At 64.3% G+C, this 16,356-nt stretch carries 15 protein-coding genes, 1 tRNA gene and 1 pseudogene; 12 read left to right on the top strand and 5 right to left on the bottom strand.

What is annotated here, in order from left to right; translation table 11 throughout:
* Nucleotides 1-11: 11 nt before the first annotated feature.
* Both UNPA324_RS05780 and UNPA324_RS05775 read left to right on the top strand, forming a co-directional pair.
* On the top strand, nucleotides 12-833 hold the full coding sequence (locus UNPA324_RS05780; protein WP_141933954.1) for an alpha/beta hydrolase: 822 nt from the start codon (nucleotides 12-14) through the stop codon (nucleotides 831-833).
* 144 nt (nucleotides 834-977) lie between these two features.
* Nucleotides 978-1,448, top strand: a complete 471-nt coding sequence (locus UNPA324_RS05775) for a nuclear transport factor 2 family protein (RefSeq protein WP_141933952.1) — start codon at nucleotides 978-980, stop codon at nucleotides 1,446-1,448.
* 53 nt (nucleotides 1,449-1,501) lie between these two features.
* Here UNPA324_RS05775 and UNPA324_RS05770 read toward each other — a convergent pair whose 3' ends face one another.
* The 3 genes from UNPA324_RS05770 to UNPA324_RS05755 form a co-directional block, all read right to left on the bottom strand.
* Nucleotides 1,502-2,299, bottom strand: a complete 798-nt coding sequence (locus UNPA324_RS05770; protein ID WP_141933950.1) for an acyl-CoA thioesterase domain-containing protein — start codon at nucleotides 2,297-2,299, stop codon at nucleotides 1,502-1,504.
* A gap of 199 nt (nucleotides 2,300-2,498) precedes the next feature.
* On the bottom strand, nucleotides 2,499-3,674 hold the full coding sequence (gene queG / locus UNPA324_RS05760; protein WP_141933946.1) for a tRNA epoxyqueuosine(34) reductase QueG: 1,176 nt from the start codon (nucleotides 3,672-3,674) through the stop codon (nucleotides 2,499-2,501).
* Nucleotides 3,623-4,315 (bottom strand): glutathione S-transferase family protein, encoded by a 693-nt coding sequence (locus UNPA324_RS05755; protein ID WP_128921159.1) that lies wholly within the window; start codon nucleotides 4,313-4,315, stop codon nucleotides 3,623-3,625. Before UNPA324_RS05755 ends, queG begins: the two co-directional genes overlap by 52 nt.
* 169 nt (nucleotides 4,316-4,484) lie before the next feature.
* On the opposite strand from UNPA324_RS05755, the gene UNPA324_RS05750 reads away from it, so the two are divergent.
* A complete protein-coding gene (locus UNPA324_RS05750) occupies nucleotides 4,485-5,291 on the top strand; it encodes an undecaprenyl-diphosphate phosphatase (RefSeq protein ID WP_128921160.1) in 807 nt (268 codons plus the stop codon).
* A gap of 144 nt (nucleotides 5,292-5,435) precedes the next feature.
* On the opposite strand, the gene UNPA324_RS05745 is transcribed toward UNPA324_RS05750, so the two are convergent.
* A complete protein-coding gene (locus UNPA324_RS05745; protein WP_141933945.1) occupies nucleotides 5,436-6,401 on the bottom strand; it encodes a complex I NDUFA9 subunit family protein in 966 nt (321 codons plus the stop codon).
* Between the two features lie 151 nt (nucleotides 6,402-6,552).
* Between UNPA324_RS05745 and UNPA324_RS05740 the strand changes: the two genes are divergently transcribed.
* Nucleotides 6,553-6,639: transfer RNA gene (locus UNPA324_RS05740), tRNA-Leu, on the top strand.
* A gap of 121 nt (nucleotides 6,640-6,760) precedes the next feature.
* Here UNPA324_RS05740 and UNPA324_RS05735 read toward each other — a convergent pair.
* A complete protein-coding gene (locus tag UNPA324_RS05735; RefSeq protein ID WP_141933943.1) occupies nucleotides 6,761-8,032 on the bottom strand; it encodes an MFS transporter in 1,272 nt (423 codons plus the stop codon).
* A gap of 271 nt (nucleotides 8,033-8,303) precedes the next feature.
* Here UNPA324_RS05735 and UNPA324_RS05730 point away from each other — a divergent pair, with 271 nt between their 5' ends.
* From UNPA324_RS05730 to UNPA324_RS05695, 8 genes and pseudogenes are all read left to right on the top strand, one after another.
* The gene (locus UNPA324_RS05730) at nucleotides 8,304-8,918 is read left to right on the top strand and encodes a ribonuclease D (protein WP_128921163.1); all 615 of its coding nucleotides are present in this window, start codon (nucleotides 8,304-8,306) and stop codon (nucleotides 8,916-8,918) included.
* A 171-nt stretch (nucleotides 8,919-9,089) separates the two neighbouring features.
* Complete coding sequence (gene lptC / locus UNPA324_RS05725; RefSeq protein WP_128921164.1) at nucleotides 9,090-9,830, top strand: LPS export ABC transporter periplasmic protein LptC; 741 nt, start codon at nucleotides 9,090-9,092, stop codon at nucleotides 9,828-9,830.
* Nucleotides 9,827-10,564, top strand: coding sequence for an LptA/OstA family protein (locus UNPA324_RS05720; protein ID WP_128921165.1), 738 nt, complete (start codon nucleotides 9,827-9,829; stop codon nucleotides 10,562-10,564). The genes lptC and UNPA324_RS05720 overlap by 4 nt, the downstream gene beginning before the upstream one ends.
* Before the next feature lie 222 nt (nucleotides 10,565-10,786).
* On the top strand, nucleotides 10,787-11,794 hold the full coding sequence (lptB, locus tag UNPA324_RS05715) for an LPS export ABC transporter ATP-binding protein (RefSeq protein WP_141933940.1): 1,008 nt from the start codon (nucleotides 10,787-10,789) through the stop codon (nucleotides 11,792-11,794).
* Nucleotides 11,795-11,884: 90 nt separating this feature from the next.
* Nucleotides 11,885-13,513, top strand: a pseudogene (rpoN, locus tag UNPA324_RS05710) (RNA polymerase factor sigma-54).
* A gap of 195 nt (nucleotides 13,514-13,708) precedes the next feature.
* Nucleotides 13,709-14,326 carry a ribosome hibernation-promoting factor, HPF/YfiA family gene (gene hpf, locus UNPA324_RS05705; RefSeq protein ID WP_128921168.1) on the top strand — a complete coding sequence of 206 codons (618 nt, stop codon included), beginning with the start codon at nucleotides 13,709-13,711 and terminating at the stop codon, nucleotides 14,324-14,326.
* 216 nt (nucleotides 14,327-14,542) lie between these two features.
* Entirely contained in the window at nucleotides 14,543-15,004 is a 462-nt protein-coding gene (gene ptsN, locus UNPA324_RS05700) for a PTS IIA-like nitrogen regulatory protein PtsN (protein ID WP_014438750.1), read from the top strand.
* 138 nt (nucleotides 15,005-15,142) lie between these two features.
* On the top strand, nucleotides 15,143-16,255 hold the full coding sequence (locus UNPA324_RS05695) for a tetratricopeptide repeat protein (RefSeq protein ID WP_141933938.1): 1,113 nt from the start codon (nucleotides 15,143-15,145) through the stop codon (nucleotides 16,253-16,255).
* Nucleotides 16,256-16,356 lie beyond the last annotated feature (101 nt).

The following is a 16,356-nucleotide window of genomic DNA, read 5'->3' as shown; positions in this document are numbered from 1 at the left end:
GTAAACGTTCCATGACCGATGCAATTCCCGATGCCGTGCTCGACTTCATCGATGTGGGCGAGGGGGCGTCCGCACGCAGGATCGCGGTGCGCCACCGTCCCGGGAACGGACCTGGCCTGGTTTGGCTGGGCGGATTCAAGTCGGACATGCAGGGCGGCAAGGCCGTGGCGCTGGACGGCTGGGCCCGGGATCACGGCCGCGCCATGGTCCGGTTCGACTATTCCGGTCACGGCGAATCCGGCGGCGATTTCGCCGACGGAACCATCGGCAGCTGGCTCGAAGACAGCATTGCGGTATTCGAACGCTTCTGCGACGGCCCGCAGGTTCTGATCGGCTCGTCCATGGGCGGCTGGATGGCGCTGTTGCTCGCGCGCGAGATCAAGAAGCGGCAAGAGAAAGAAGAGAAACAAGAAGAGAAACAACAAGCCAAGGCCGCGCTTGCGGGGCTCGTGCTGATCGCCCCGGCGCCCGATTTTACCGAAGAGCTGATGTGGAAAAATTTCTCGCCCGCCGTGAAGCAGGAGATCGAGACCAAGGGTGTCTGGATGCGGCCGTCGGATTATGGCGATGGCTCGCCCTATCCGATCACGCGGAACCTGATCGAGGAAGGGCGCAACCATCTCGTGCTCGGCAGCGCCATCGATCTTGGCTGCCCGGTTCGCATCCTGCAAGGCGCGCAGGATCCCGACGTGCCCTGGCAGCACGCCTTCGCGCTGACGCATCGTCTGCCGGCCGACGACGTTGTGCTGACCATGATCCAGGACGGCGATCACCGCCTCTCCCGCCCACAGGACATTGCGCGGATTCTTGCCGCGGTCGCGGAGATCGGGTGAAGTATCTCCAAACAGGCGGTGTCATCGTCCGCGAAGGCGGACGATCCAGTACGCCGCGGCCGTTGTGATGAACTGAAGCCGCGGCGTACTGGATGCCCCGGTCAAGCCGGGGCATGACGGAGAACGAGGGAAGGAGAAACGCCAATGACAGACACCACCGCCATGCTGCGCGCCTTCTGCGACGCCATCGAGCAGCGCAACGGCCGTGCCTTCGCCGAATTGTTCACCGCGGACGGCGTCTATCACGACGTTTTCTACGGCGCCTTCGCAGGTCGCGAGAACATCGCCGCGATGATCGACGATTGGTTCTATCGCACGGCGACGGACTTCCGCTGGGACATGCATGACGCCGTCACCGACGGCACCACGCTCTATGCGCGCTACACCTTCAGCTATCGCTCGACGCTACCGGAAGCGGACGGCGCGCGGGCGATGTTCGAAGGCGTCGCGATCATGACGCTTCGCGAGGGGCAGATCGTCAGCTATCGCGAGGTCGCCAACACGGCGCCGGCATTCGTCGATCTGAAGTTCGCGCCGGAAAGAATCACGAAGATCGTCGCCAAGCAGGGCGCCGAGCTGAAGGCGCGACCGGAGATGCAGCGGCATCTCACCTAGCCGTCATTCCAGGGCGCGCGCCAAGTGGCGCGCCCCGGAATGACGGGGAGACCCTACCGCTTCGACGGATTCGCCATCGGCTTGCGCTGCGCCAGCGCGGCGACCGTCGCGGTGCCGATCGGGCCCGCTTCGTCGTAGAGCCAGCATTCGCCGATCGCCACGCCATCGGTAGCGTGATGGTTCACCACCTCGAAACCGATCCATTTCGTCACCGGAAGGCGGTGTAGATAGATCGTGACGTCGCTGTTGATGTAGCCGAGCCCGTTGTCGCCGGCGTTGGCAAAGGGGCTGGCGAAATCGGCGCCGGTGGCGACATGGACGAACGGCGTCATCGGCACGCCGGCGACGAGCTCGCGCACCTCGCTCATCCACAGCCGTCGCGGCCCGAGCGAGCCCATGTGTCCGACGATGGGGCGCGTCGTCCATTTGCCGTGCATGCCGAGCCTGGGATCGGTTGGCTTCGGAATGTCGTCCGGCTTGGGCACGTCCCAGTTCGGCGGCGACCAGACATTGCCATCGGGATTCTGCGTCTTGCGCAGCAGCTGGCAGGAGGCGCGCGCCATGCTGACGCCGCCGGAGACGAACTCCGCCTCGACCACGCGGATGCGCAAACCGTCGCGCACGAGGCGCGTCGTCACTTGAATCGGCTTGTCGATGGTCGGCAGCCGAAACATGTCGACGGTGAGCCGCGCCGGCACGAAGTCGGGGCCGGAATGGCGCTCCTCGATGGCAAAGCCGAGCAGGCCGACGATGACGCGGCCGTGCAGCGATTTCGGATCCCACGGGCCGTTGGCCACTTCCGTCGGATGGAATGCATCGCTGTCGCGGGTGAAGAAAGGCATATTTGTCATGCGCGCGACTTTGCGGGAACAGGTGAGGAAATCAAGTGTGGGTGTCGCATGAGGGTCGGGTGCGCGCCGCTCAAGCCACAACAACCGCTGTCATCGCCCGACTTGATCGGGCGATCCAGTACTCCGAGACGGCAGTGATTGAGCCGAGAAGCCGCGGCGTACAGGATGCCCCGGTCAAGCCGGGGCATGACACCGAGAGTTAGGAGGCGGCGCGCCACTCCTCACGCACGCTATCGTCGGACTCTCCGCTCAACGCAGCGCTCTTCATCGCCGCAAGCTCCTCCTTCGACATCAACTGCGCGAGCGCCCACACCGCAGCTCCGCGCACCAGCGGGCTCGCATCCTGCAGCAATCGCCGCGCCTCCGCAGCCAGCGCCACCTCCCCGGAGTTGCCAATCGCGATCAGCACGTTGCGCACAAAACGATCGCGGCCGATGCGTTTCACGGGCGACTTCGTGAACAGCGCCCGAAACGCCGCGTCGTCGAGCCGTGCCAGTTCAGCGACATTAGGCGCGCGCAATTCGTCACGCGCGGCGAGCTTGGCCTCGCGTCCCTCCTGCGCGAACTTGTTCCAGGGGCAGGCGGCGAGACAATCATCGCAGCCATAGATGCGATTGCCGATGGCTTTGCGGAATTCGCGCGGGATCGGTCCCTTGTTCTCGATGGTGAGATAGGAGATGCAGCGCCGCGCATCGAGCTTGTAGGGTGCGGGGAAGGCCGCGGTCGGGCAGATGTCGAGGCAGGCCTGGCACGTGCCGCAATGATCGATCTCGGTTTCGTCGCGCGGCAGCTCCAGCGTGGTATAGATCGCGCCGAGGAACAGCCAGGAGCCGAATTCGCGCGAGACGAGATTGGTATGCTTGCCCTGCCAGCCGAGACCGGCGGTCTGCGCCAGCGGCTTCTCCATCACGGCCGCAGTGTCGACGAACACCTTCACGTCCGACGGCGCGGTCGCGACCAGCCAGCGCGCCAGCGCCTTCAGCCGCTTCTTGATGAGGTCGTGATAGTCGTCGCCCTGCGCATAGACCGAGATCGCCGCGCGGGTGCGCTGCTTCAGGACCGCGAGCGGATCCTGGTCGGGACCGTAATTGACGCCGAGCATGATGACGCTGCGCACGTCGCTCCACAGCCCGCGCGGATCGACGCGACGCTCCGGCTGCGCGGCGAGCCAGTCCATGTCGCCATGACCGCCCGAGGCGATGAATTCGAGAAAGTATCTCCCGGCGTTCTCGATCGTGCCTGGTGCGGTGATGCCGATGCAGTCGAAGCCGAGCGCACGCGCTTCGCGTGCGAGCGCCGTCTTCAGTTCGGTCGGATCAGAGCTCAGAAATCCAGGTCCACGTAGGTCCGCGACGCCGGCACGCCGGCCAGCCATTCGCTCAGCAGCGGACGGAACGACGGGCGGGACTTCACCCGCGCGTACCACGCCTTTGCTGCGTCGTCCTCGCTCCATGGCACGTCGCCCAGATAGTCGATCGCCGAGAGATGCGCCGCGGCGGCGAGGTCCGCGTAAGTGAGCCGGTCGCCGGCGAGGAAATTACGCGTCTGCGCCAGCCAGCCGATATAGGCCAGATGATAGCGCACATTGGCCTTCGCGGCGCGCATCACGTCGGCGGAAGGCGCACCCCCGCCGTTCTCCTCGCTCATGAAGCGCTTGTAGATGCGCTCGGTGACGAGAGGATGCGAGACCTCCTCGAAGAACTTTTCGTTGAACCAGGCCATCAACCGGCGCACCTCGACGCGCTCGGAAATCGTCTCCGGCATCAGGCGCTTGGGTCCCATCTCGGCGCCATAGGCCTCATCGACATATTCGGCGATGATCGCCGCGCCCGGGACAGGCGGCTGCTCGTCGTCCACCATGACAGGCGTCGTACCGGCCGCATTGAGCAGCAGAAACGCCTCGCGCCGTTCCCAGCTGCGCTCCTCCACCAGTTTCAGGTCGAGCCCGTATTCGCCCGCGATCAGGCGGATGAAGCGCGAATGCGGACAGAACGGATGATGAAACAGCGTAAACATGAAGCCTTTGACTATTTGATGGTGCTTAAGAATCCATCAATGTTTGTGCGGCGCCACACTAGTCCTTCAAAACCGCGAGGCAAGGGCGTGATTTCGCATTTTGCGATTGCGGCATGGGGGCGAATAGGCGAGAAGAGCCCCGCTTTTCAAGCCGAAATGGACCGTAAATATGTCAGACGCAATACGGGCAGTGATCCTCGGCATCATCGAGGGTGTGACCGAGTTCCTTCCCGTGTCCTCGACCGGCCATTTGCTGCTCGCGGAGCGCTTCTTCCATCTCGGTGAAGGCGCCTTCTGGGATTCGTTTACGGTTCTGATTCAGCTGGGCGCGATCCTCGCGATCGTCGGCCTTTATTTCAAGAAGCTGTGGGACGTCGTGATCGGCTTCTTCACCGGCGATACCTATTCGCGCCGCTTCGTGATCGGCGTGCTGGTGGCGTTCCTGCCCGCTGTCGTCGTCGGCCTCGTCGCCGGCAAATACATCAAGAGCGTGCTGTTCAATCCGTGGGTCGTCTGCTTCACGCTGATCGTCGGCGGCGCCATCCTGCTCTGGGTCGACAAGCTCGATCTCAAGCCGCGCGAGCATGACGCCACCCGGTTTCCGCTGCTGATGTATCTCTATATCGGCATCGCGCAGTGCGTGGCGATGATCCCGGGCGTGTCGCGTTCCGGTGCCAGTATCGTCGCCGCGATGTTCTTGGGCGCCGACAAGCGCGCGGCGGCGGAGTTCTCGTTCTTCCTCGCCATCCCCACCATGATCGGCGCGTTCGCCTACGACTTCTACAAGAACCGCTCCGAGATGACGACGGACCATATGGGCATCGTCGCGATTGGTTTCGTGGTGTCGTTCGTCACCGCGATCATCGTGGTCAAGACGTTCCTGGAATACGTCACCCGGCACGGCTTCGTGGTGTTCGCCTGGTGGCGCGTTATCGTCGGCACGCTCGGCCTGATCGCGCTGGCGCTGGGCCGGTAGGCTCGAAGTTCAGGTAACAGCAGTCTCGACGTTGAAGCTCGTCATGCCCGGCCTTGTGCCGGGCATCCACGTTCTTGGCGGCTGCGCGAGAAAGACGTGGATGGCCGGGTCAGGCCCGGCCATGACGACGGAGAGAACGACCCCTCACGCGCTCTTGCGCTGGAACTGCCCGGCGGCGCGGAAGCGCCAGAGATATTGCGGGGCGATCGCTTCCAGCGAGTCGGCGGCGATGCCGAGCCCTTCCAGCGTCAGGCCGGCGGCTTTCGCCGCGTCCGACACGACATTGTCGCGCTCCAGCAGCGTGACCTGGTCCGGCGTCAGCTTGAACGCGCCGGGTGCGAATTGCAGGAAGCTGGCCTTGAAGCGGGCGAGGCCGAACGGCAGCGGCACCAGCATCCGCTTGCGGTCGGTGATATCGAGAATGGTCTCGATGATCTCGCGCATGGTCAGCACTTCCGGCCCGCCGAGCTCGTAAGTCGCGCCCGCCTTGGCCTTGCCGTCGACGGCGTCCGCGATCGCGGTGGCGACGTCGCCGACATAGACCGGCTGCATCTTCGTCTCGCCGCCGATCAGCGGCAGCACCGGCGACATCCGGGCCAGCGCGGCAAAGCGGTTGGTGAACTGGTCCTCGGGGCCGAACATCACGGAAGGGCGGAAGATCGTGGCCGAGGGCACCGCGGCCAATACCGCGGCTTCGCCGGCCGCCTTGGCCCTGGCATAGCGCGAGGGAGACTCGGCGTCGGCCCCGATCGCCGAAACATGCACCAGGCCGGCCCCTGCCGCGGCAGCGGCCTTGGCGACCGTTTCGGCGCCCCTGGCCTGCACGGCGTCGAAGGTCTGCGCGCCGCTCTCGGCGAGGACGCCGACCAGATTGATCACGACATGCGAATCGCGCAGCGCCGCCTCGACCGAGGCCGGATAGCGCAGGTTCGCCTGGACAACGTGGACCTGCCCGACCCTGCCGGAGGGCTGGAGGTACCCGGCCAGCTCCGGCCGCCGCACCGCAACCCGGACCCGGTAATCGCGCTTGCACAAGGCACGGACGACATTACGGCCCAAAAATCCCGATCCGCCGAAAATCGTGACGAGCGTGTCCAGATTCGATGCCATGGGAGCCATTCCTGCGGAAAAGAGTGCGTCTTGTCAGGCTTGTATCGGGCCGGTTTGCGATGCGCAATCGGCATCCCGAACCGCCCTTCAAGCATGAATTGACAACGGCGTCACCGAACCGTAGTAACCGCCTCCGTGCCCCAAACGGCATGCCCAGGTGGTGGAATTGGTAGACGCGCTGGCTTCAGGTGCCAGTGGCTTAACGGCCGTGAAGGTTCGAGTCCTTTCCTGGGCACCATTTAGCGGGATCTGGTCCCCGAGCAGGGCTGCTTCTCGCTGAAGCTGGTCAGGGGCGGCGGTCCCTACGTCGCCGTCGCAACGGTCCCCTGGTACGCCAAATTGCCCCGCCAAGGCCCCCCTCACACCACCCGCTTCCCCGCCCGCTCCGCCACCGCCTTCTGTACAAAATACATCATCACCAGCGTGACGATCGTCGTGGCGACCACGACGTAGCCGATCCGGTCGAAATGGATCAGCGAGCCGTCCGGCGCCTGCGCGATAATCGCGCCGGCGAGCACCGAGCCGAGGCCGCCGGAGAGTTGCTGAAGCGAGGCGCTGATCGCGCTGAACGAGCCGCGCTGGTCGGGATCGGGAATCGCCGACATCAGCGCCTGCGACGGGATCATGCGCGAGAAGATGCCGACGAACATCAGCACGTTGACGAGGATCGCGGTCGCGAGCGCAACGTGGCCGAGATGGGTGTAGATCAGCACCATGATCACGGTCATCACGCAGCCGAACACGAAGGTCGGATATTTGCCGAACGCGTCGGCCGCGCGGCCGACCAGCGGCCCCGTGACGATGCTGAACAGGCCGGAGACGAGATAGATCGTCGGCAGATGCGTGATGTCGATGCCGAGATTGTGCACCGTGAAGGCGCTCGAGAACGGCATCAGCATGTATCCGCCTGTCGCCAGCAGCGTCGTGACTGCGAAGGCCAGCGTATAGCGTGGCTGCGCGATCGTCGCGATCAGATGGTGGAACGGGTTTCTGTCCTGCTTCAGCTTCAGATGCGCATCGACCGGCTCCATGGCGAAGGCGATGATGGCGATCGCGGCGATCGACACGATGACGATCGCGATGAAGCAGACATGCCAGCTCCAGTGATTGGCGAGAAACAGCCCGGCGGGAATGCCGAGCACCTGGCTCGCGGCGAACGCCGTCTGGATGTATCCCATCACGCGGCCGCGCATCTGCAGCGGGAACAGATCGGTGACGATGGCGAGCACCACCGAGCCGATCACGCCGCCGAACAATCCGGTCACGGTCCGGCCCATGAGCAGCACATGGTAGTTCGGCGCAGCCGCGCACAGCGCGGTGCCGAGCGTGAAGCCCACATAGAAGAACAGCAGCAGGCGCTTGCGGTCGAAGCGATCGGCAAAGCCGGCGGCCAGCACGCCCGAAATGCCCGCACTGAACGCGTAGGCCGACACCGCGACGCCGAATTGCCCGGCCGTGATGTCGAGCGCGGGCATCAGGATGGCGCCGAGCGGCGACATGATGATGAAGTCGAGGATGATCGTGAACTGCGTGAACGCGAGCAGCGCGATGAGAAGCGCCTGGTAGCGCGAAAAGCCGCGCCGGCGTTCCGATGAATCGTCAATAGCCGCAGCGAGCGTCTGTTCGGTCATGTTCACCTGATTGATGGCGAGGGGGAGGAAGCGCGCAAAACTGGCAGATGGGGGCGGCCGGGGCGATGTCCACAGGGCGCATGGCACAGATTGCGCTGGAATATGAAGCCGGGGCCGGGTTGTGGGATTAGGGCAACAGCCCGCCGGCCAACGCGCCGCCCACCCCCGCGCAACCTTGCTTGCGCGGCCCGCCAGCAATGGCTACATCGCCGGCAATCCGAATTAGCTATTGTGCCGACGCAACCGATTCGACCCGAGGTTTTGAAACGCCATGACCGTACGCCTGCACCGCGGCGACCTGCCCGACCTCACGCGCTACACCACAGCGGTGGCGATCGACACCGAGACCATGGGGCTGAACCCGCACCGTGACCGGCTCTGCGTGGTGCAGCTCTCGCCCGGCGACGGCAGCGCCGACGTAGTGCAGATCCCCAAGGGGCACACCGACGCGCCGAACCTGAAGGCGCTGCTGGCCAATCCCGCCATCACAAAAATCTTCCACTTCGCGCGGTTCGACGTCGCGGTGCTGTACCAGACCTTTGGCGTCATGACCGGGCCGATCTACTGCACCAAGATCGCCTCCCGTCTGACCCGCACCTATACCGACCGCCATGGCCTGAAGGACCTCGTGCGCGAGGTGCTCAATGTCGACCTCTCCAAGCAGCAGCAGTCCAGCGACTGGGGCTCCGACAGCCTGACCGAGCCGCAGCTCGCCTACGCCGCCTCGGACGTGCTGCACCTGCATGGCTTGCGCGAACGGTTAGATGCCATGCTGGTCCGGGAGGGTCGCTCAGCGCTCGCCAAGGCCTGTTTCGACTTCCTGCCGACCCGTGCCCTGCTCGACCTCCAGGGCTGGGCGGAAGAGGACATTTTCGCGCATTCCTGAGCCCTCGACAGCCGGTTAGACTCTGGACTGCGCCCCGTTTCGGACACTTTCCTGCGGCCTGTCCAGGCCTGTTATGTCCAAGGCTTATGTCCAAGGCTGCATATTGCGGCGGTGATGGGTACAATGGGGCGCCCTCGACCCGGCTTGGCGAGCGACACCTCAGGAGCTCAGGTGAATTCGGCCCATAATCCCACCTACGACGCCGCGCTTGCGGCGAAGTTTGCCAGTGCGGCGCGCCACAGCCGTCTGGTGCGGATTCTGCGGGTTTGGGTCCCCGCGACCGTGGTCGTGGCCATGGCCGTGATCATCTACATCGCGTTCTTCAACAAATTCCGGATTCCGGAGCTGCCGCTCACGGTCGAAAACATGGTGGTGTCGGGCACCAAGATCACGATGGAATCGCCGCATCTGGCCGGCTTCACCCCGGACCAGCGGCCCTACGAGCTCTGGGCCAAGACCGCGACGCAGGACATCACCGACCCTGACCATGTCGATCTCAACGACCTGCGCGCGAAAGTGCTGATGGAGGATCAATCCACCCTGTACCTCGATGCCCGCACCGGCCGCTTCGACAACAAGCAGCAGCAGCTAGACCTGCACAAGGATATCTTCCTGCGCACCTCCACCGGCTATGAGGCGCGGCTGAACTCGGCCTTCGTCGACATGAACAAGGGCACGGTCTCCTCGGACGAGCGTGTCGACGTCAAGCTGACCAACGGCACGCTGACCGCGGATCGCTTGCGAATTACAGAAGGCGGCGACGTCATTCGCTTCGAAGGCAACGTGGTGATGCATCTGGATAAGCTGGACGAGCCCGCCGCCGCACAGCCTGCGGCGGTCGAGCCTGCACCTGCGCCGCCACCGCCGGCGAAGACACGTACGCCTCAGAACAAGTCTGCCAACTCAAGATGATTTTCATGACCAGGATCTTTTCGCGCAACGACGACAAGCGGTGCGCCATCGTCAGCGTGGCTGCACTTGCAGTCGGCATCGCGCTGGTCGCCACAGGTGCGGCCATCGCGCAGAGCGCGATGCAGGGCGTGCCCAACGCGATGCAGGGCTTTTCGCAGAACCGCGACCAGCCGATCCAGATCGAGGCCGCCTCGCTCGAGATGCGCGACAAGAAGAAGGAGGCGACCTTTGCCGGCAACGTCAAGGTCATCCAGGGCGACACCACCATGACCTCGAAGACGCTGGTGGTGTTCTACGAGTCCGGCGGCGACAAGCCCGCCACGCCGCAGCCCGCGCCCGCAAAGGGCGCGAAGTCCGCGCCGATGCAGTCGGCCACGCCCGGTCCCGGCGGCAGCTCCTCGATCAAGCGGCTGGAGGCGCGCGGCAACGTCGTGGTCACCCAGAAGGACCAGGTGGTGACCGGCGACACCGCCGTGTTCGACACCAAGACCAATCTCATCACCATGCTCGGTGGTTCCGGCCAAGTGGTCCTGACGCAGTGCAAGAACGTGCTGCGCGGCGACCGTTTGATGGTCGACATGACGACAGGCGTGTCGCGGGTGGAATCCGACAATGGCCGGGTTCAGGCCCTGCTGCCGCAGGGCGGCGGCAGCGATTGCGGCCAGGGGGGACAAGGCGGCAAGCCCGGCGGAGCGCCGCCTCTGCAATTGCCCGGCGCAAGTAAACCGAAATAAATTCAACGGCTTGGTTCGGATGCTCCCGAACCGAGGTTGAAGCTTGGCCGGCGAGACTGTATCTAGCGCACAGGGCTTTCGAAGCGGGGTCCGCCGCTTTTCGGGCGTGTTTCACTGGGCATGAGACATCCCTTCACTCATGCTGCATCGGCGAATCGAACGGCCGGTGCGGCAGATCGCGCGAATGCGCGCAGGATCGTCGCGAAAGGCTAGAAGGCGGGGATGGTCGATCTCTTCAGCATGTTCCGTCGGCGCCCCGCCAAGCGCGGCCGGCCAGGATTTGCGCGTCAGGACATCACCGCGCTCGGTGACAGTGTCGGCGGGCTCGTGACCAGCCCGATCCGCGACGCACCGCCGATCGCCCGCGACCAGGTGCGTGCGCCCGATCAGTATCAGGGCGACTATCAAGCCGACTATCAAGCCGAGCCGCCGCGTGTGCAGGCCGTTCATCCCCTCAGGAACGCCGCCAAATCGAATGGCACGGGCGGGCCTCAGCTCCTGCAGCGGCCGGGTTTCCTGGCTGTGCATAGCGTGGAAAAGGCCTTCGGCAGCCGCCAGGTGGTGCGTGGCGTCAGCATCTATGTGCGCCGCGGCGAAGCGGTCGGCCTGCTCGGCCCGAACGGCGCCGGCAAGACCACCGTGTTCTACATGATCACCGGCCTGATCAAGGCCGATCGCGGTGCGATCGAGCTCGACGGCCACGACGTCACTCAGCTGCCGATGTATCAGCGCGCGCGGCTCGGCATCGGCTATCTGCCGCAGGAAGCCTCGATCTTCCGCGGCCTCACCGTCGAGCAGAACATCCGTGCCGTGCTCGAAGTGGTCGAGCCCTCGCGCAAGAAGCGCGAGCAGCAGCTCGACTCGCTGCTCGACGAGTTCAACATCACGCGGCTGCGCAAATCGCCGTCGATCGCGTTGTCCGGCGGTGAGCGCCGCCGCGTCGAGATCGCGCGTGCGCTGGCGACGCGGCCGAACTACATGCTGCTCGACGAGCCCTTCGCCGGCATCGACCCGATCGCGGTCGGCGACATCCAGGACCTCGTCCGCCACCTCACCAATCGCGGCATCGGCGTGCTCATCACCGACCACAATGTGCGCGAGACGCTCGGCCTCACCGATCGCGCCTATATCGTCTATGCCGGGGAAATCCTGACTGAGGGCAGCCCGGATCAGATCGTCGCCGATCCGGACGTGCGCCGCCTTTACCTTGGCGAGGAATTCCGCCTCTAGCCCGTTTTTGCGTTTCGTCAAGACATGTACATCGGGCTTGGACTAGGATAAGCAAAAATCGGACCAATTTTTGGGAACGGTTCTTGCTTCATGGCGCTCACGCAGAGATTAGAGTTCCGGCAATCGCAGTCGCTGGTGATGACGCCGCAGCTGATGCAGGCGATCAAGCTGCTGCAATTGTCCAATCTCGATCTCACGACGTTCGTGGAAGAGGAGCTCGAGCGGAACCCCCTGCTGGAACGGGCCAATGACGAGGCCCCCGCGGGCGAGACCCCCCCTGATGCCGGCCAGTACGGTGGCGACGAGTCCGGCGGCCAAGGAGAAGGTCAAGGCGACGATGGCTTTGGCGGCAGCGCGGAGGCCTTCGAGCCGGGCCAGGAAGAATGGATGAGCTAGGATCTCGGCACCCGCGCCGAGATCGAGCAGACCCTGGACACGGGCCTCGACAACGTCTTCTCCGAGGAGCCGGCCGAGGCAGCTGCGCGCAACGCCCAGGACGCCGCGCCCACCACCTACACCGAATGGGGCGGCGGCGCCTCCAGCGACGAGGACTACAATCTCGAAGCCTTCGTGGCCGCGGAGATGACACTCTCGGACCATCTCGCCGAGCAGCTCTCGGTAGCCTTCACCGCGCCTGCGCAGCGCATGATCGGCCAGTACCTGATCGACCTCGTCGACGAGGCCGGCTATCTGCCGCCCGATCTCGGCCAGGCCGCCGAGCGTCTTGGCGCATCGCAAGCCGACGTCGAGGGCGTCCTCGCCGTGCTGCAAAAATTCGATCCCCCCGGCATCTGCGCGCGCTCCTTAAGCGAATGCCTCGCGATCCAGCTCCGCGAGCTCGACCGCTACGACCCCGCGATGCAGGCTCTCGTCGAACATCTCGATCTCCTCGCCAAGCGCGACGTCGTGGCCCTGCGCAAGATCTGCGGCGTCGACGATGAGGACATCGCCGACATGATCGGTGAGATCCGCCGCCTCAATCCCAAGCCCGGCATGAAATTCGGCTCGGCGCGTCTGCAGGCCATGGTGCCCGACGTCTATGTCCGCCCGGGTCCCGACGGCGGCTGGCATGTCGAACTCAACAGCGACACCTTGCCGCGCGTGCTGGTCAACCAGACCTACTATTCCGAGCTGTCGAAGAAGATCGGCAAGGACGGCGACAAGTCCTATTTCACCGACGCGTTGCAGAACGCGACCTGGCTGGTGCGCGCGCTCGACCAGCGCGCCCGCACCATCCTGAAAGTTGCAACCGAGATCGTGCGCCAGCAGGACGGCTTCTTCACCCACGGCGTGGCGCATTTGCGACCGCTCAATCTGAAGGCCGTCGCCGACGCCATCCAGATGCATGAATCCACGGTGTCGCGCGTCACCGCCAACAAATACATGGCGACCAATCGCGGCACGTTCGAGCTGAAATATTTCTTCACGGCCTCGATCGCCTCGGCCGACGGCGGCGAGGCGCATTCCGCCGAAGCCGTGCGCCACCACATCAAGCAGCTGATCGATTCGGAAGTGCCTAGCGCGATCCTGTCGGACGACACCATCGTGGAACGCTTGCGCGCCTCGGGCATTGATATTGCCCGCCGCACGGTCGCGAAGTACCGCGAAGCCATGCGCATTCCTTCCTCGGTGCAACGCCGCCGCGACAAGCAGAGCGCCCTTGGTAACGTCCTCTCCACCGCCTTGTCCGATCGCTCGCGCAACCCCGAACCGGCCTGATTGCGCTGGCGCGAAATCGCGCTACTCTCGGCTCCCCTTTGCAACCGATCCAAGCACGCGCATGATCCGGAAAAGTGCACAGCGGTTTCCTCTCCCGACAAACGCGGAAAGTGTTCGTGGGGAGGTCATGCGAAGGGAACGACTTCAGCTGCGATGACGTCGTCGCAGCTGAGGAGCAAACCAAGCGAGGCATCCATGACTCTTCGGATTTCGGGCAAGAGCATCAGCGTCGGGGAGGCCCTGCGCGGCCGCGTTGCCGACCGCACCGACGAGGTGCTGCGCAAGTATTTCGACGGCAATTATTCCGGCCACATCACGCTCAGCAAGGACGGCTTCGGCTTCCGTACCGATTGCGCCCTGCACCTCGATTCGGGGATCACGCTGGAGGCCGATTCGAACGCGCCTGATGCCTATGCCAGCGCCGACCAGGCGCTGCTGATGATCGAGAAGCGGCTGCGCCGCTACAAGAACCGGCTCAAGGACCGCTCCGCCCGCAAGGCTCATGTCGCCTCCGAGGCCATGGCTGCGCTCGATGCGACGGCTTACGTGCTGGAGGCGCCCGGAGAGGGCGAAGAGGATGTCACCGGCTACAGCCCCGTGATCATCGCGGAGCAAACCACCTCGTTGAAGCCGCTCTCGGTTAGCGAGGCGGTCATGGAACTCGACCTCAGCGGAGCACCTTGCCTGGTATTCCAGCATGGCTCGTCGGGTCGGGTGAATATCATTTACCGCCGGGCGGACGGCAACGTCGGCTGGATCGATCCACCGGGGGCCAAATCGAATAGCAAGGCCGACGGCAAGGCTGAGGGTTAGGCCAAGGCAAGGTCCGTACAATCCCGGGCCTTAACAATGACCGGGGCAAAGCCGCACGCGGGAGTTGGCACCGGGATTGCGTTGGAGTAGAAGCCCCCCACATCAGGATCGGGGCTAAGTCCGCCTCCTGCTTCAAGTTATTGACGCCGGCTCAGCTTGGTCTATCAAGCTGGCCAAATCGGAACCTGACGGTTTAATTCACCTCGGAAAGCCTCCATGCCGATTACCGATCTGGTCGCACCCGAGGCGATTCTCCCGGCATTGAAGGTCAACAGCAAGAAGCAGGCCTTGCAGGAGCTCGCGGCCAGGGCCGCCGAGCTGACCGGGCAGAACGAGCGCTCCGTGTTCGAGGTGCTGCTGCAGCGCGAGAAGCTCGGCACCACCGCGGTCGGCTACGGCGTTGCTATTCCGCACGGCAAGCTGCCCAAGCTCGAAAAGATTTTTGGCCTGTTTGCACGGCTTGATCGCCCGATCGATTTCGAGGCGATGGACGGCCAGCCGGTCGATCTCGTCTTCCTGCTGCTCGCCCCCGAAGGCGCCGGCGCCGACCACCTCAAGGCCCTTGCTCGCATCGCCCGCCTCCTGCGCGACCAGGACATCGCCAAAAAACTCCGCGCCTCGCGCGACGCCCAGGCGATCTATTCGGTGCTGGCCCTGCCGCCGGCGACCGCAGCGTAAGCCTCTCGCCTCTCTCGAACCCGCGCCGCGCCGCCTGCGACTTATGTCGTAGCCGGGCGCTGTCGATCGTATTCCGCGCGCGTCCGGATCGGTTGCGCCTCGCGCAACCTGCGGGATTCGGTGCGGGATTCGTGAGACATGATTTGCGCTTCCGTCGGCCGGGCGTTCGGCCTGCTTTGCTCCGTCACCATCGCCGTCACGGTCGTGGCCCGCGCTGACGAGGCGTCGAACGACCGCGTCATTGCGGAGAAGACCGAAATCCTTGCGGTCGACCCGGCAAATGCGGTCGCTTACGAGCTGCGTGGGGAAGCCTGGTATCTCAAGCATGACTGGAACCGTGCCTTCGAGGATTGCAGTACGGCGATCAGGATCGATCCGAATTTCGGGCGGGCCTATCACTGCCGCGGGCGCGCATATTCTGCCAAGGGCGATCGCGATCACGCCATGGCCGACTACAACGAGGCCATTCGTCTCGATCCTGCTTACGGACCGTCCTACACCTCGCGCGCCGAGGAATATTTCAACAAGCGTGATTTCGATCTCGCGATCGCGGGCTTCACCGAGTCGATCGAACGCAGCCCCAAGCAGGCTTACCGTGCGTTGGTCATGAGAGGAGAGGCGTACGCGGCGAAGGGCGACGCCGATCGAGCCGTCGCCGATTACGGCGAGGCGATGCAGCGCAATCCAGCCGCAGCCTGGCCCTACGAGCTGCGGAGCACCATTCGTCTCAACAAGGGTGACCTCGATGCGGCGCTGGATGACTGCGATAGCGCCGTCCGTCTGGAGCCCGGAAATGCCGGCGGCCACTATTGCCGGGCCATGGTGTTCCTGAAAAAAGACGATTCCGACCGCACCATCCGCGAACTGGATGATGTCATCAGGATCATGCCGTCTTTCGAGAGAGCCTATGTCGTTCGCGCCGTGGTCCTGCACAGGAAGGGCGACGACAAACGTGCCCTTGCAGATTTAGACGAAGCTATTCGACTAAAGCCGGCGAATTTGGAGGCCTACCACAGTCGTGCGGGTGTGTTCCGAGACCTGGGACGGCACGATCGTGCACTCGCCGACTACAACGAGGCGATCCGGCTCGATCCCAAAAGCCAGCTCGCCCTGGCCAATCGCGGCCTCCTCTACATGATGATGTCAGATCCAAAGCATGCGCGCGCGGATTTCAGCCGCGTGCTCGCGCTGCCGCCGAGCGACAAATGGGCCGCGGACACCGCGCGCGAAGGGCTTGGTTTTCTGAAGTGAACAAGAGTGGGGCGCGTGTTTTCCGCTCTCATGTCCCGGACAAGCAGCAACGCGTAAGCGTTGCTGTGCAGAGCCGGGACCCAGTGCCACACGGATTGTCG

The organism is Bradyrhizobium sp. UNPA324, from assembly GCF_006658635.1.
Lineage (GTDB): Bacteria > Pseudomonadota > Alphaproteobacteria > Rhizobiales > Xanthobacteraceae > Bradyrhizobium > Bradyrhizobium nanningense.
The sequence above is the reverse complement of the archived record's forward strand: the minus strand, read 5'-3'. Positions and strand labels throughout refer to the sequence as shown.

Coding starts and splice junctions, on each gene's coding strand:
- UNPA324_RS05755 (WP_128921159.1), bottom strand. CDS start 4,315: ATGTTTACGCTGTTTCATCATCCGTTCTGTCCGCATTCGCGCTTCATC.
- UNPA324_RS05770 (WP_141933950.1), bottom strand. CDS start 2,299: ATGACAAATATGCCTTTCTTCACCCGCGACAGCGATGCATTCCATCCG.
- hpf (WP_128921168.1), top strand. CDS start 13,709: ATGACTCTTCGGATTTCGGGCAAGAGCATCAGCGTCGGGGAGGCCCTG.
- UNPA324_RS05745 (WP_141933945.1), bottom strand. CDS start 6,401: ATGGCATCGAATCTGGACACGCTCGTCACGATTTTCGGCGGATCGGGA.
- UNPA324_RS05735 (WP_141933943.1), bottom strand. CDS start 8,032: ATGACCGAACAGACGCTCGCTGCGGCTATTGACGATTCATCGGAACGC.
- UNPA324_RS05775 (WP_141933952.1), top strand. CDS start 978: ATGACAGACACCACCGCCATGCTGCGCGCCTTCTGCGACGCCATCGAG.
- lptB (WP_141933940.1), top strand. CDS start 10,787: ATGGTCGATCTCTTCAGCATGTTCCGTCGGCGCCCCGCCAAGCGCGGC.
- UNPA324_RS05695 (WP_141933938.1), top strand. CDS start 15,143: ATGATTTGCGCTTCCGTCGGCCGGGCGTTCGGCCTGCTTTGCTCCGTC.
- ptsN (WP_014438750.1), top strand. CDS start 14,543: ATGCCGATTACCGATCTGGTCGCACCCGAGGCGATTCTCCCGGCATTG.
- UNPA324_RS05750 (WP_128921160.1), top strand. CDS start 4,485: ATGTCAGACGCAATACGGGCAGTGATCCTCGGCATCATCGAGGGTGTG.
- queG (WP_141933946.1), bottom strand. CDS start 3,674: ATGGCTGGCCGGCGTGCCGGCGTCGCGGACCTACGTGGACCTGGATTT.
- UNPA324_RS05780 (WP_141933954.1), top strand. CDS start 12: ATGACCGATGCAATTCCCGATGCCGTGCTCGACTTCATCGATGTGGGC.
- UNPA324_RS05720 (WP_128921165.1), top strand. CDS start 9,827: ATGATTTTCATGACCAGGATCTTTTCGCGCAACGACGACAAGCGGTGC.
- UNPA324_RS05730 (WP_128921163.1), top strand. CDS start 8,304: ATGACCGTACGCCTGCACCGCGGCGACCTGCCCGACCTCACGCGCTAC.